The sequence below is a fragment of the Sphaerotilus sp. FB-3 genome, from assembly GCF_023706025.1.
Classification (GTDB): Bacteria; Pseudomonadota; Gammaproteobacteria; order Burkholderiales; family Burkholderiaceae_C; genus Sphaerotilus; species Sphaerotilus sulfidivorans.
This window is the reverse complement of record NZ_BQWE01000014.1, coordinates 48,077-62,228: the sequence shown is the minus strand read 5'-3', so window position 1 is coordinate 62,228 and position 14,152 is coordinate 48,077. Positions and strand designations below refer to the sequence as shown.

Here is a 14,152-nt window from a genome sequence, read left to right as displayed (position 1 = left end):
GCCCTTGAAGCCGGCGCTGCGGCTGTTTCCGACGGAAATGGACAGAGATCAAGCCTCACCCGGGCTTGACGGAGCAGCAACACCGCTCGCGAACAATCCACACTCGTCCTGACCCTCGAGCCACCGCCATGAACGATCACCCGCCCCACGCGCACGGCCTGCGCCATGACCTGGAACATCTGGCTCGGCTGCAGGCCCCGGACCGACGCCGCGCGCTGCGCCTGTTCGGCGGTCTGGCGGCCGGATCGCTGCCGCTGCTGGGCCTCGCGGGCTGCGGCGGTGCCAGCGAGGACGCCGGCACCTCGGGCAGCAGCAGCGGCTCGTCCTCGTTCTCCTCGTCATCCTCCTCGGCATCGACCTCCTCCGGCTCGGGCAGCACGGTGAGTTCGTGCTCGAGCATTCCGTCCGAGACGGCCGGCCCCTATCCGGGCGACGGCACCAACTCCAACAGCAGCGGCGTGGTCAACGTGCTGACGCAGAGCGGCATCGTGCGCAGCGACATCCGCTCGAGCTTCGGCACGATGAGCGGCACCGCCGCCGGCGTGCCGCTGACCGTCACGCTGAAGCTGGTCAGCGTCTCGGCCGCCTGCGCCAACCTCGAGGGCTACGCGGTCTACCTGTGGCACTGCACCCGCGACGGCGGCTACTCGCTGTATTCCTCGGGCGTGACGGCGCAGAACTACCTGCGCGGCGTGCAGGTCAGCAACGCCAGCGGCGAGCTCACCTTCACCACGATCTTTCCCGGCTGCTACAGCGGGCGCTGGCCGCACATCCACTTCGAGGTCTTCTCGAGCCTGGCCACCGCCACCAGCGGCAACAGCGACGTGCGCACCTCGCAGCTGGCGCTGCCCGAGTCGGTCTGCCGCAGCGTCTACGGCAGCGCCAGCGGCTACACCGGCAGCCTGACCAACCTGAACGCGATCACGCTGGCCAGCGACAACATCTTCAGCGACGGCTACTCGACGCAGATGGCGACGGTGACGGGCGATGCGACGAACGGCTTTGCCGCGACGCTGACGATAGGGGTCTGACGCCGGACCCGACGATGCAGATTCATGCCGCCCTCCACTCCACACGGGCCCACAGCCCTTTGCTACCCACACTCCTCCTAGGACTTGATAGTTGAGACCTGGCCCCTTAACCTTGCAGCCCCATTGCCTTCACAGCCTGCAAGAGGCGAATCCCCCATGAACGCCCTCCTGTTCGTCGCCGGCCTGGCGCTGCTGATCTTCGGGGCCAACACCCTGGTGCGCGGCGCCTCCAAGCTGGCCCTGTCATTCGGCATCAGCCCGCTGGTGGTGGGCCTGACCATCGTCGCCTTCGGCACCAGCGCGCCCGAGATGGCGGTGAGCGCCGGCGCCGTCATGGACGGCCGCACCGACATCGCCATCGGCAACGTGGTGGGCAGCAACATCTTCAACGTGCTGTTCATCCTGGGCCTGAGCGCGCTGATCGCGCCGCTGGTGGTGAACATCCAGCTCATCCGCCAGGAGGTGCCCATCATGGTGGGCGCCAGCCTGCTGCTGCTGGCGCTCGGGCTGGACGGCAAGCTGTCGATGCTCGACGGCGGCCTGCTGTTCACCCTGCTGCTGGGCTACACCGTGTTCCTGGTCGTCCAGTCGCGGCGCGAGACGCAGGCCGCGCAGGACGAGTACGCCGCGGAGGTCAGGCCCGCCGAGGCCGGCGCCTGGGACGACCGGCTCGTCGTGCAGCTCGCGCTGATCGGCGCCGGCCTGGCCGCGCTGGTGTTCGGCTCGGACTTCCTGGTGCAGGCCTCGGTGAACTTCGCCAAGGCGCTCGGCGTGAGCGACCTCGTCATCGGCCTGACCATCGTCGCCGCCGGCACCAGCATGCCCGAGGTGGCCACAAGCCTGGCGGCTGCGCTGAAGGGTGAGCGCGACATCGCGGTGGGCAACGTGGTCGGCAGCAACACCTTCAACCTGCTGGGCTGCGTCGGCCTGTCGGGGCTGGTGTCGGGCGACCTCGGCCTGATGGTCCCGCCGTCGGTGCTGGCCTTCGACATCTGGGTCATGCTGGCCGTGTCGCTGGCCTGCCTGCCGGTCTTCCTGACCGGCCGCGAGATCGCCCGCTGGGAGGGCGCGGTCTTCCTCGGCTACTACGTCGCCTATGTCACCTACCTGATCCTGGCGGCGCAGCAGCACGACGCGCTGCCGACCTTCTCGGGCGTGATGATGAGCTTCGTCGTGCCGCTGACCGTCATCACGCTGGTGGTCATGACGATCCGCCGATCGGAGACGCCCCCGTCGTTCTGAGCAGAACCAAGAACCCGACAACCCGGGTCAGGTCTCCAATCAAGAAAGTATCCGGTCGCCCTCCACAACCGCTGGATTGCCGCCATGTCCCGCCCTCTGCGCATCGAGTTCCCAGGCGCGCTGTACCACGTCACCTCCCGAGGTGACCGGCGCGAGGACATTTTCCTGGACGACATGGACCGGGCGCGGCTGCTGGCCATCGTGGCGCAGGGCATGGCTCGCTTTGATGCGCAGATGCTGGCCTACTGCCTGATGAGCAATCATTACCACTTCGTGCTGCACACCCGGCAGGGCAACCTGTCGGCGTTGATGCGACACATCAACGGCGTCTACACCCAGGCCTGCAACCGTCGGCATGGCAAGGTGGGGCACCTCTTTCAGGGACGCTTCAAGGCCATCCTGGTGGACCGCGAGGCCTACCTGCTGGCGGTCTGTCGTTATGTCGAGCTCAACCCTGTGCGAGCCGGAATGGTGATCGAGCCTGGTGACTGGCCCTGGTCGAGCTACCTGGCCCACACAGGGCGGTGCACGGCGCCAGACTGGCTCGGCAGCGCCGAAATCTGGAGCCACTGCTCGGGAGAGATGCCCACACCCGCGCACAGCAGACACGGGCGCAACGCGCCTGGGCCGAGCTGGTGGCCGCAGGTCAAGGCGTCTCGCTGTGGGCCGGTGCACTGAACCGCCAGATCTACCTGGGCGACGACAACTTCGTCGCCCGCATGCTCGACCAGGCCTCACCCCAGGCGCTCCACAGCGTCAGCGTGCCGAAACTTCAGCGCAGCTCCACTCGGAGCTTGAGCGACTGGCTGGGCTTGTGCAGCACCCGCGAAGAGGCGCTGTATCGGGCCTACACCGAAAGCGGGCAGACCATGACGGCGCTGGCCGCCGAGGTCGGCCTGACCTTGGCGCGGGTCAGCCAGTTGATCGCGCGTGCGGAACAGCGTTTGGGGACTGAGGCTTGATAATTGAGACCTGACCCCATGGTTCGCTCGACGCAGATGGCGACGGTGACGGGCGATGCGACGAACGGCTTTGCCGCGACGCTGACGGTGGGCGTGTGAACGCGAAGTCCAGCTCCGGCGCCAGCCCGCTGAGCAGCCGCGCCGGCGGCGGGGGCGGACGAGAAGGTCATGCCGCCACCAGGAAGCGCTCGGCCAGCCGCACCCAGTAGGCGGCACCGACCGGCAGGTTGGCATCGTTGAAGTCGTAGCCGGGGTGGTGGACCATGCAGGCGGCCGAGGCCGGGCTGCCGTCGTCCGCGCCCTGGCCGTTGCCGATCAGCAGATAGCTGCCGGGCACGCGCTCGAGCATGAAGGCGAAGTCCTCGCTGCCGGTCAGCGGCGGCCCCTGCGGCGTGACCCGCTCCGGGCCGAGCAGCTCCAGCGCCACCTCGCGGGCGAAGGCGGTCTCGGCCGGCGTGTTGACCAGCACCGCGTAGCCGGGGCGCCAGTCGATCTGCGCACGGCAGCCGAAGCCCTCGGCCTGCGCGACGGCCAGCGCGCGGATGCGCCGCTCCAGCAGCGCGCGCACCTCGCGGTCGAGCGCGCGCACGCTCAGCTCCAGCCGCGCGCTGGCCGGGATGACGTTGTTGGCCTGGCCGGCCTGCAGCGCACCGACCGTCACCACCGCCGCCTGCAGCGGGTCGACATTGCGCGAGACCACCGTCTGCAGCGCCATCACCAGGCTGGCGGCCGCGACCACCGGGTCGGCCGCGTGCTGCGGCATCGCGCCGTGGCCGCCGGTGCCCTCGATCGTGATCGTCGCGTAGTCCGACGAGGCCATCGCCGCGCCCTCGCGCAGCACCAGGTGGCCCTGGGCGATGCCGGGCATGTTGTGCATTGCGAAGACCGCATCGCAGGGAAAGCGCTCGAACAGGCCGTCGGCCATCATGCGCAGCGCGCCGCCCCCGCCCTCCTCGGCCGGCTGGAAGATCAGCTGCAGCGTGCCGTCGAAGCGGCCGCTGTCGGCCAGATGGCGCGCCGCGGCCAGCAGCATCGCGGTGTGGCCGTCGTGACCGCAGGCGTGCATCCGCCCGGGGTGGGCGCTGGCCCAGGCCGCGCCGGAGCGCTCCTCGATCGGCAGCGCGTCCATGTCGGCGCGCAGGCCGAGCCGGCGCGGCCCCGTGCCGCGCCTCAGCCGCCCGACCACGCCGGTGCCGCCCAGGCCACGCGTGACCTCGTAGCCCCAGCCCTCGAGCTTGTCGGCCACCAGCGCGGCGGTGCGGTGCTCCTCGAAGGCCAGCTCGGGATGCCGGTGGATGTCGCGGCGCAGCGAGACGAACTCGCCGATGCACGCCTGCAGCGCGTCGAGCAGGTAGCTCATGGTGTCAGCCCGGGCGGGTCGTCGCGCTCACTGCGCCTGCAGCCTGATCGCGCGGGCGATGGTGCGAAAGCGCGCCGTCTGCGCCTCGTATTCCTTCGTCGCCTCGGCCGGGCTCATCGGTGCCGGGATCATGCCGCCGATCTTTTCCAGCTGCGCACGCACCTCCGGGTCGGCCATCGTCGTCGCCAGCGCCTTGTTCAGCGCCTGCACCACCGGCTCGGGCGTGTCCTTGCGGGCGAAGTAGCCGGTCCAGGCGTTGTAGGCGAAGTCCTTGACGAACTTGCCGTCGTTGACGCTCGGATAGGCCTTGAGCAGCGGCACCTCGACCTTGCCGGCCGGCGCCAGCGTGCCCAGGATCTTCATCCGCCCCTGGTCGACCAGCGCCACGTCCTTGGCGCCGACGACGATGAAGGACACATCCACCTGCCCGCCGGCCAGGTCGGTCGACAGCGGCGCCATGCCCTTGTAGGGCACATGGGTCATCGCCGCGCCGGCCAGGTGCGAGAAATGCTCGCCCAGCACATGGTAGAAGGAGCCGATGCCGACGCTGCCGTAGGTCAGCGGCTTGCCCTCGGCAGCCGCCTTCTTCGCCAGCGCGGCCAGCTCGTCGAGGTTGCTCGCCGGCAGGTCCTTGCGCGCCAGCACCGCCATCGGGAAGACGCCGATGATCTGCACCATGCGGAAGTCTTCGGACCGGTACTTGACCGCCTGCAGCGCCATCGGCGCCAGGATCAGCTCGTTGGGCGAGCCCTGGTAGAGAAAATGCCCGTCGGCCGGCGCGCCCAGCACCTTCTGCGCACCCAGCGCACCGCTGACGCCGCCCAGGTTCTCCACCATCACCATCTGCCCGAGCGCCTTGCTCAGCGGCTTCTCCACCACCCGCGCGATCGCGTCCGACAGGCCGCCGGCCGGGTACGGCACCATCAGGCTGACCGGCTTCGTCGGAAAGGCCTGCGCCTGTGCCTGCGCCGGCGCACTGCCCAGCGTCAGCGCCGACAGGCCGAACGCGCCCAGCAGGGCAAGCGCACGAACGGAAAAGGTCTTGCGGTTCATCGTCATGTCCTCCGGCCAGCGAGATTGCGGGGTGATCCTGATGAAGCCCATGCTAGGCAGCGCCAGAATCGACGTCCAATGCATTGTTCTCTCGGGTTTGATGAGTCGGATGAATGCATGGAGGTTCTGTCATGACCCTGGTCCAGCTCCGCCACCTGCTTGCGCTGGCCGACAGCGGTTCGTTCAGCCGCGCCGCCGAGGCGGTGCATCTGACCCAGCCCGCGCTCAGCCGCAGCATCCAGACGCTCGAGGACGAGCTGGGCCAGCCGCTGTTCGACCGCCTGGGCCGGCACAGCGAGCTGACGCCCTTCGGCCGCGCGATGGCCGTGCGCGCGCGCCAGGTGCTGGACGACGCCGATGCGCTGCGCGACCACGGCCGGCGGCTGGCGCGCGGCGAGGCGGCCGAGCTGCGCCTGGGCCTGGGCTCGGGGCCGGGCGCGATGCTGATGACGCCGCTGCTGATGAGCGCGGCAGCGCGCCATCCCGGCTGGCGCATCGAGGTGTCGCGCGCCACCACCGCGCGGCTGGTGCAGGCGCTGCAGGCGCGCGCGCTCGACGCGCTGGTGGTGGATGTGCGCTCGCTGGCGCCCTCGGCCGATCTGTGCGTCGACACGCCGTGCGAGATGCGCGGCGCCTTCATGGTGCGCCCCGGCCACCCGCTGCTGGCGGCGGGCACCGGCGTGCGCTTCGACGAGGTGCAGCGCTTTCCCATCGCCTCGATCCCGCTCAGCGACGAGGTCGCGCGCGTGCTGATGGCGCGCTACGGCCCCGAGGCGCACCCGCAGCGCTGCGTCACGCTGCGCTGCGAGGAGATCCCGAGCCTGGTCGAGGTCACCGCGCGCAGCGACGCGGTGCTGATCGCGATCCACGCCGCCGGCCCGACGCTGGTCGAGCTGCCGATGGAGCCGCCGCTGGACGCCACCGCGCGCTTCGGCCTGGTGACGCTGGCCGGGCGCGAGCCGGTGCCGGGGCTGGAGGCGGTGCGCGCGCTGATGCGCGAGGCGCTGCGGGATGGGGACGCGGCGTCATCCCGTGCCCCGTCCTAAACTCGCCGGATGGACACGCCCCTCGCCACCGGCACCGACACCCGCCCGACTCGGCGCAAGCTGCCGATCGGCATCCAGACCTTCCGCGAGATCCGCGAGAACAACCACTACTACGTGGACAAGTCGGGCATGGCCGTCGACCTGATCGAGGCGGGCAAGCACTACTTCCTGAGCCGCCCGCGCCGTTTCGGCAAGAGCCTGCTGCTGGACACGCTCAAGGCGCTGTTCGAGGGCGAGCGGGCGCTGTTCGAGGGGCTGGCGGCCGAGACGCGCTGGGACTGGACACGGCGGCATCCAGTGATCCGCATCAGTTTTGCGGACGGCGTGGCGCAGGCCGCCATGGGGTTGGATCACCGCATCCGGCGCAACCTGCGCGTCAACCGCGTGGCGCTGGGCCTGCCACCGCCAGCCGATCTGCCGCCGGAGGATCTGGCAGGTGATCTGGCCGACCTGATCGAGCAGGCGCACGCGAAGTTCGGCGAGCGGGTCGTGGTGCTGGTGGACGAGTACGACAAGCCGATCCTGGACAACATCACCGACCGGGAGACGGCCCGGGCAATGCGCGACGGGCTACGCAACCTGTATTCGGTGCTGAAGGGCGCGGACGAGCATCTGAAGTTCGTGTTCCTCACGGGGGTGTCCAAGTTCAGCAAGGTGAGCCTGTTCTCGGGACTGAACAACCTGCGCGACATCACGCTGGACGCCCGCTGGAGCGCGCTGTGCGGCTACACGGACGAGGACGTGGACACGGTGTTCGCGCCGGAGCTGCCGGGGCTGGACCGGGAGGAGATCCGCCGCTGGTACAACGGCTACAACTGGCTGGGCACGTCGGTCTACAACCCCTTCGATCTGCTGCTGCTGTTCGACACGCGCGAGTTCAAGCCCTACTGGTTCGAGACGGGCACGCCGACCTTCCTGATCGACATGCTGACGAGCCGGCACTGGTACACGCCGGACCTGTCGCGCACCGTGGCGACCGAGACGCTGCTGTCGGCGTTCGACGTGGACCGGATCGAGACGGAAGCGCTGCTGTTCCAGGCCGGCTACCTGACGATCGACAGCGTGTGGGCGATTCCGGGGCGCAAGGAATACACGCTGAAGTACCCGAACAAGGAGGTGCAGGCGAGCCTGAACGACAGCCTGCTGCGGGTGCTCACCGGCGGGGCACGGATCTCGGAGCCGCAGGTGAGCCGCCTGTACCGGCTGCTGCAGGCGCAGGACGTGGTGGGCCTGCGCGGCCTGTTCCACGCCTTCTACGCCAGCATCCCGCACGACTGGTACCGCAGCAGCGACATCGCGCGCTACGAAGGCTACTACGCGAGCGTGTTCTACAGCCACTTCGCCGCGCTGGGCCTGGACATCCGGGTCGAGGAGACGACCAGCCACGGGCGCATCGACATGGCGGTGGAGTTCGCCGGGGCGGTGTGGCTGTTCGAGTTCAAGGTGGTCGAACTGGTGCCCGAGGGTCGGGCGCTGGCACAGATCCGCGAGCGGGGCTACGCCGACAAGTACCGCGGCCGCGGCCAGCCGATCCATCTGGTCGGCGTGGAGTTCAGCCGGGACTCGCGCAACATCGTCGGCTTCGAGACCGAGACGCTGGGCTGAACAGCACCCGCCGGATCGGGATCAGGCCGCCTCTCAGTGCGGCCGCGGCAGATGCTCGCGCGCGGTGACGCCCATCGACACATAGATGCTGGTCAGCGCCTCCATGCCGACATCGGCCGGGCGGACCCAGTCGGCCGGCACGAAGAGCAGGCCGCCGCCGACCGGCACCGGCGCGGTCGGCACGATCACGCCCAGGTGCGGGCGATCGGCCAGCAGCACCGGCTCGGGCAGCGACAGCAGCGCCAGCACCGCCACGCCGGGCTGCTCGACCCCGCCGAAATGCACCCAGACCGCGCTCATCGACTTCGGACCCTCGCGGTCCTTCTGGCGCATCAGGTCGACCAGGCGGTGCGACAGCTCGTAGACGGTGCGCACCAGCGGAATGCGCCCGATCAGGTTGGCCAGCAGCCGGCTGATGCCGATCTGCACGCCGGCATGCACCAGCGCGCCCAGCACCACCATCGCGCAGGCGACCAGACCGATGCCGATCAGGTAGCCCACCACCTCCGAGCCGCTGACGCCCAGCCCCAGGAAGATCAGCCAGCCGCCGATCATGCTGTCCGGCCCCAGCCACTTCAGCAGCAGGCTGGCCGCCCACCAGAAGATGGCGACCGTGGCCGCCAGCGGCAGGGTGGCCAGCACCCCGGTGACGAAGAACCGGACAAGATGGCGAGAGGAGCGGCGGATCGGCATGGCGTGGCGGGCGTGAAGGCGACGCGATTGTGCGGCACGCCCGCGGCCGGAGAGATCACTCCAGGCTGATGTTCGCCTTCTTCACCAGCCCCTCGTAGAGCCTGGACTTGGCCTCGGCAGCGCGCGCGATCTCTTCGGGCGACCAGCTGATCGGCTCGAAGGCGAAGGTGTCGAAGCGCGCCCTGATCTCCGGATCGGCCAGCACGCGGCCCATGTCGGCGTTGATCTTTGCGCGCACCGGCGCCGGCAGCCCCTTCGGCGCGACCAGCACGACAAAGGCGTTGACGTCGAAGCCGGCCGGCGCACCGGCCTCCTGCGCGGTGGGCACGTCGGGCATCTGCGGCAGGCGCTTCGTCGCGGCCACCGCGATGTAGCGCAGCTTGCCGGCCTTGTAGGCGCCGGAGCTCGAGGGCAGCGTGCCCAGGCTCCAGGCCACGTCGCCGGAGCCGACCGCCGGATAGAGCTGGCTGACCTCGCGGAAGGGCACATGCTGCATGCGGATGCCGGTCAGATCCTCGAGCAGCTCGGCGCCGAGGTGGCCAGGGCTGCCCACGCCCCAGGAGCCGTAGTTGACCCGGCCCGGCTCGGCCTTGGCCGCGGCGATCAGGTCGGTCATGGTCTTCCACTTCGAATCGGTGCCGACCGCGACCAGGAAGGTGGTGCGGAAGATCGACGCCACCGGCTCGAAGGCGCCGACCGCCGCGGCGCCGCGCTGCTTGTACAGGTGCGGCACCGCGCCCAGGTGGTCGCTGTCGAGCTGCAGCAGCGTGTAGCCGTCGGCGGACGCGCGGCGCGCCGCCTCCATCGCGATGAAGCCGCCGCCGCCGGGGCGGTTCTCCACCATGACGCGCTGGTTCCAGAGCCGGCCCAGCTTGTCGGCCACCAGGCGCAGCGTCGCGTCCGGGCCGCTGCCCGGGGCGAACGCGGTGAACAGCGTCACCGGCTTGTTCGGGAAGTCGACCGCGCTCTGCGCCTGCGCCGGCAGGTGGGCGGCCGCGGCGGCGCCGATCAGGGCGACGGCGAGAAAGGTCTTTCGCTTCATCGCAGGCGCCCTCACTCGGCCGCGCCGATCGTCAGCGCGATCTCGCCCACGCCCGCCACCCGGCCGGTGATGACATCGCCCGCCACCACCGCGCCGACGCCCTCGGGCGTGCCGGTGTAGATCAGGTCGCCGGGCTGCAGGTGATAGAGCGTCGACAGGTCGGCGATCAGCTCGGGAATGTTCCAGATCAGCTTGTCGACGTCGGACTTCTGGCGCGTCTGGCCGTTGACCTCCAGCGCGATCTCGCCGGAGGCGATGACCACGCCGGGCATCGCCACCAGCTCGGAGATGACCGCGCCCTGCTCGATGTCCTTGGCGATGTCCCAGGGGCGGCCCTTGTCGCGCAGGGCGAGCTGCAGGTCGCGGCGGGTCATGTCCAGGCCGCAGGCATAGCCCCAGATCAGCGCGGCCGCATCGGCCTCGGCGACCCGGAAGCCCGGCTTGCCGATCACCACCACCAGCTCCATCTCGTGGTGGTAGTTGGCGGTGCGCGGCGGGTAGGCGATGGTCGCGCCGCTCTCCACCAGCGTCGAGGGCGACTTGGTGAAATAGAACGGCACCTCGACCGACTTGTCGACCGGGCGGCCCATCTCGATCGCATGGGCGGCGTAGTTGCGGCCGACGCAGAAGATGCGGTGGACCGGCAGGCGGGCATCCGTGCCGCGCACGGGCAGCGAGGCGACGGGGGGCGGGTTCCAGAGGTAGGTCGTCATGGCGGTGGCGGTGCGGGGTGGAGAGACGGGGAGAGAAGCAGAGAGGGCGGGCGGGCCAGGCCGCAGCCTAGTCCCGCTGCTCGAGCAGGCCGAGCTTGCGGTGCAGCGGCGACTCGTCGGCGATGAAGACGAAGGCCGGCGCGTCGGTGCGGGCATTGCGCAGCGTGACCGCGCTGAAGCCCGGCGCGACGCAGGTGTCGGCCTCGGCCAGCGCGAAGCGGCGCGGCTGCGGCGCGTCGATCGCGGCCTCGACCGCACCCTCGATCAGGTGGAAGACGCTGGCCGGCGAGCGCGGCGGCAGCCGCAGCGTCTGGCCCGGACGCAGCATCAGCGCGTGGAAGCCGAGAATGTTCTCGGCGTCCTCGCCGGTCTCGGGGTTGACGTAGGTGAGCTGCACCGCCTCCTGCTCCGGGCGGTCCTCGGCCAGCGCCTGCAGCGCCGCGCGCGCCTCGACCCAGGGGTAGCGCAGCACCGGATAGCGCCGGCGGCCGGGGCCGTCGCCCCCGAAGACCGGTGTCGGCACCAGCCCGGCGCGGGTGTGGGCGCGGTCGCCGCGGCCGGGCAGCGGCTTCTGGCGCTCGCCGTTGAGGTGGTAGCTGGCCTCGAGGTAATGCACCAGCGGCAGGTCCAGCACGTCGAGCCAGACCACCGGCGCGTCGCCGTCGTGGCCGTGCTCGTGCCACAGGCCGGTGGGTGTCAGGATCAGGTCGCCGCGCGACATCGGACACTTCTCGCCGTCGACCGTGGTCCAGGCGCCCTCGCCTTCGACCACCATGCGCACCGCGTTGGGCGTGTGGCGGTGCGACGGCGCCCACTCGCCCGGCAGCAGCAGCTGCATGCCCAGGTAGATCGCGCTGCTGGCCTGCATCTTCTCCAGCGTGTGGCCGGGATTGGCCAGCACCAGCACGCGGCGCTCGGCCTTCTCGATGGGGGTCAGGTCGCCGGCGCGCATCAGCAGCGGGCGGATGTCGCCATAGGCCCAGTGCACCGCCTGCGTCGGGCGGGTCGGCACCTTGGGCGGCAGCACCGCGCGCAGGCTGGGCCACAGCGGCACCAGGTTGCGCGCGCGCATCGCCTGCACATCGTCGGCCGGCAGGTCCTCGAGCCGGCCGAGCGGGGCGTCGTCTTGCATCTGCATCTCCTCGGGGGTCTGCGACATTCAGCGGCGGGCGGCGTCGAGGCAGTTGCCGACGTTCCAGCCGTAGAGCCATTCCAGCGCGTCCTGGAAGCGCTCGGGCGAACGGCCGCGCCACAGGTCGTTGCGCACCAGGCGCTCGACGCCCTTGGCGTGATAGAGGCGCCCCATCTCGCGGCTGGAGAGCACGATGCGCGCGGTGCGCGCGACGCGGGCGCGCTGGTAGAGGTCGAGCGCGTGCGGCCAGTCGGTGCCCGGGCCGTCGCCGCATTCGCGCAGCGCCTCGCCCAGCGTCACCGCATCCTCCATCGCCATGCAGGCGCCCTGCGCCAGGTACTGCGTCGTCGGGTGCGCCGCGTCGCCCAGCAGCGTGACGCGGCCGAAGCTCCACTGCGCGATCGGCTCGCGGTCGGCGGTGGCCCAGCGCTTCCAGGACTTCGGCAGGTCGATGAGCTGGCGTGCCTTCGGGCGGATGCCGTGAAAGTAGCTCTGCACCTCCTCCTTGCTGCCCTCGCGCACGCCCCACTGCTCGGTCTCGCGGCTGTGGAAGGTGACGACGACGTTGTACTGCTCGCCGCCGCGCAGCGGGTAGTGCACCAGATGGCAGTTCGGCCCGACCCAGATGCTGGCGGCGTTCCAGCGCAGTTCCTCGGGAAAGTCGGCCCGGTCGACCACCGCGCGGTAGACGACATGGCCGGTCACCCGCGCCGCGTCGCCGACGAACTGCTGGCGCACCACCGACTTGACGCCATCGGCGCCGATCAGCGCCACGCCACGCCAGCGGCGGCCGTCCTGCGCGATCACGCTCACGCCGGTCTCGTCCTGCTCGACCCGCTCGACCCGGGTCGAGGTGTGGACGTCGACCCGGCCGCTGGCCTGCGCCCCCTCCAGCAGCGAGCGGTGCACGTCGGCGCGGTGGATGACCGCATAGGGATTGCCGAAGCGCGCGCGGAAGGCCTCGTCGGTGGGAATGCGGCCGACCAGCGTCTCGTCGATCGCGTCGTGCATCACCATGCAGTCGGTGTAGACCGCCCGCGCCCGCGCCTGCGGGCCGACGCCCAGCGCATCGAAGGCGGCAAAGGCGTTGGGGCCGAGCTGGATGCCGGCGCCGATCTCGCCGATCTCGGCCGCCTGCTCCAGCACCGTGACCCGGAAGCCGCGCCGCGTCAGCGCCAGCGCCGCCGCCAGCCCGCCGATGCCGCCGCCGGCCACCAGCACGGTGTCCAGGCCCGCCTGCGTGCCGGAAGAACGAGTTTTAGCCATCGAAGTCTCCTCGTCAGCACGCATATCATCAGCATGCTGACGATCAGTGTAATGCTAGGATCCGCTGCTCCCGTTCGCGTGAAAACCCTCAGCCGATGCCCGATTCCGCCCCGTCATTCCTGTCGCCGCCGCTGACGCTCGACGGCCTGCCGGGCCATGACATCCGGCGGCTGCACCAGATCTCGGTGGCGATCTTCATGCAGGAGACCGAGGCCTTCGGCGTGACGCCGGTGCAGTACGCGGCGCTGCAGGCGGTGGGCCTTCAGCCCGGCATGGACCAGCGCACGCTGGCGCGCACCATCGGCTTCGACACCTCGACCATCGCCGGCGTGATCGACCGGCTGGAGGCGCGCGGACTGATGCAGCGCAACGCCTCGGCGCAGGACCGCCGGGTGCGGCTGCTGACGCTGACTGCGGCCGGCGGCGCGCTGCTGGCCGCGCTGGTGCCGGCGATGCTGCAGGCGCAGCAGCGCATCCTCTCGCCGCTGCCCGAGGCCGAGCGGGGCGAATTCATGCGCATGCTGGCGGTGCTGATCGCCGGCCACCGCGCGGTCGAGGACACGCCCGGCGCGGGCTGACCCCGCGCGCGGCGCTCAGGCCGCCGCCGGCAGCGGCCGCTCGACGACGACGAAGTGCTTGCGCACCGTCTCGATCACCTCGAACGCGCCCTCGAAGCCGCCCGGAATCACCGCGCCCTGCCCGGCCTGCACCTCGGTGGCGGTGCCGCGCGCGGCGTCATGCAGCCGCAGCCGGCCCTCGAGCACGAAGAAATACTCGTCCTTGTGCGGCGGGAAGACGATGCGCCAGTGCCCCGGCTCGCAGGTCCAGACGCCGGCGCTCAGGTCGCCCTGCGGCGCCTCGAAGGCGGTCCAGGTCTCGCGGCGCGGGCAGCCTGACAGACGCCGGTCGGCGCGCGGGTGATCCACCGCGGGCGCGGTGGCCGGATGGTTGTCGATCAGGACGATGGCGGGCGGGAAAGCAGGGGCAGAAGCAGGGGCAGTCATGGG

15 protein-coding genes are annotated in these 14,152 nt (G+C 70.6%); 7 read left to right on the top strand and 8 right to left on the bottom strand.

Annotated elements, in window-relative coordinates; translation table 11 throughout:
- Positions 1-128 precede the first annotated feature (128 nt).
- From NFT33_RS07540 to NFT33_RS07525, 4 genes are all read left to right on the top strand, one after another.
- Positions 129-1,031, top strand: a complete 903-nt coding sequence (locus NFT33_RS07540; RefSeq protein ID WP_251674303.1) for an intradiol ring-cleavage dioxygenase — start codon at positions 129-131, stop codon at positions 1,029-1,031.
- A gap of 156 nt (positions 1,032-1,187) precedes the next feature.
- Positions 1,188-2,273, top strand: a complete 1,086-nt coding sequence (locus NFT33_RS07535) for a calcium/sodium antiporter (protein ID WP_251674301.1) — start codon at positions 1,188-1,190, stop codon at positions 2,271-2,273.
- 84 nt (positions 2,274-2,357) lie between these two features.
- A complete protein-coding gene (locus NFT33_RS07530) occupies positions 2,358-2,951 on the top strand; it encodes an REP-associated tyrosine transposase (RefSeq protein ID WP_251674298.1) in 594 nt (197 codons plus the stop codon).
- Positions 2,909-3,235: an RNA polymerase sigma factor sigma-70 region 4 domain-containing protein gene (locus NFT33_RS07525; RefSeq protein WP_251674278.1), complete on the top strand. Its 327-nt coding sequence runs from the start codon at positions 2,909-2,911 to the stop codon at positions 3,233-3,235. Before NFT33_RS07530 ends, NFT33_RS07525 begins: the two co-directional genes overlap by 43 nt.
- A 166-nt stretch (positions 3,236-3,401) precedes the next feature.
- Here the strand turns inward: NFT33_RS07525 and NFT33_RS07520 are convergent, their stop codons facing one another.
- Both NFT33_RS07520 and NFT33_RS07515 read right to left on the bottom strand, forming a co-directional pair.
- The gene (locus tag NFT33_RS07520) at positions 3,402-4,595 is read right to left on the bottom strand and encodes a M20 aminoacylase family protein (RefSeq protein WP_251674276.1); all 1,194 of its coding nucleotides are present in this window, start codon (positions 4,593-4,595) and stop codon (positions 3,402-3,404) included.
- Positions 4,596-4,622: 27 nt separating this feature from the next.
- The gene (locus NFT33_RS07515) at positions 4,623-5,648 is read right to left on the bottom strand and encodes a tripartite tricarboxylate transporter substrate binding protein (protein ID WP_251674274.1); all 1,026 of its coding nucleotides are present in this window, start codon (positions 5,646-5,648) and stop codon (positions 4,623-4,625) included.
- Between the two features lie 131 nt (positions 5,649-5,779).
- Between NFT33_RS07515 and NFT33_RS07510 the strand changes: the two genes are divergently transcribed.
- Together NFT33_RS07510 and NFT33_RS07505 are read left to right on the top strand one after the other, a co-directional pair.
- The gene (locus NFT33_RS07510) at positions 5,780-6,694 is read left to right on the top strand and encodes a LysR family transcriptional regulator (RefSeq protein WP_251674272.1); all 915 of its coding nucleotides are present in this window, start codon (positions 5,780-5,782) and stop codon (positions 6,692-6,694) included.
- A gap of 9 nt (positions 6,695-6,703) precedes the next feature.
- Entirely contained in the window at positions 6,704-8,299 is a 1,596-nt protein-coding gene (locus tag NFT33_RS07505; protein WP_251674270.1) for an ATP-binding protein, read from the top strand.
- A gap of 33 nt (positions 8,300-8,332) precedes the next feature.
- On the opposite strand, the gene NFT33_RS07500 is transcribed toward NFT33_RS07505, so the two are convergent.
- The 5 genes from NFT33_RS07500 to NFT33_RS07480 form a co-directional block, all read right to left on the bottom strand.
- Positions 8,333-8,992: a DUF502 domain-containing protein gene (locus NFT33_RS07500; RefSeq protein ID WP_149502095.1), complete on the bottom strand. Its 660-nt coding sequence runs from the start codon at positions 8,990-8,992 to the stop codon at positions 8,333-8,335.
- A 55-nt stretch (positions 8,993-9,047) separates the two neighbouring features.
- Positions 9,048-10,034, bottom strand: a complete 987-nt coding sequence (locus tag NFT33_RS07495; RefSeq protein WP_251674267.1) for a Bug family tripartite tricarboxylate transporter substrate binding protein — start codon at positions 10,032-10,034, stop codon at positions 9,048-9,050.
- Between the two features lie 11 nt (positions 10,035-10,045).
- The gene (locus tag NFT33_RS07490) at positions 10,046-10,747 is read right to left on the bottom strand and encodes a fumarylacetoacetate hydrolase family protein (protein WP_220786819.1); all 702 of its coding nucleotides are present in this window, start codon (positions 10,745-10,747) and stop codon (positions 10,046-10,048) included.
- A 67-nt stretch (positions 10,748-10,814) separates the two neighbouring features.
- The gene (locus NFT33_RS07485) at positions 10,815-11,885 is read right to left on the bottom strand and encodes a cupin domain-containing protein (RefSeq protein WP_376744136.1); all 1,071 of its coding nucleotides are present in this window, start codon (positions 11,883-11,885) and stop codon (positions 10,815-10,817) included.
- 21 nt (positions 11,886-11,906) lie between these two features.
- Positions 11,907-13,145: a 3-hydroxybenzoate 6-monooxygenase gene (locus NFT33_RS07480; protein ID WP_251674263.1), complete on the bottom strand. Its 1,239-nt coding sequence runs from the start codon at positions 13,143-13,145 to the stop codon at positions 11,907-11,909.
- 95 nt (positions 13,146-13,240) lie between these two features.
- On the opposite strand from NFT33_RS07480, the gene NFT33_RS07475 reads away from it, so the two are divergent.
- Positions 13,241-13,723, top strand: coding sequence for a MarR family winged helix-turn-helix transcriptional regulator (locus NFT33_RS07475; protein WP_220786816.1), 483 nt, complete (start codon positions 13,241-13,243; stop codon positions 13,721-13,723).
- A gap of 15 nt (positions 13,724-13,738) precedes the next feature.
- Here NFT33_RS07475 and NFT33_RS07470 read toward each other — a convergent pair whose 3' ends face one another.
- A complete protein-coding gene (locus NFT33_RS07470; RefSeq protein WP_251674261.1) occupies positions 13,739-14,149 on the bottom strand; it encodes a cupin domain-containing protein in 411 nt (136 codons plus the stop codon).
- Positions 14,150-14,152: the final 3 nt, after the last annotated feature.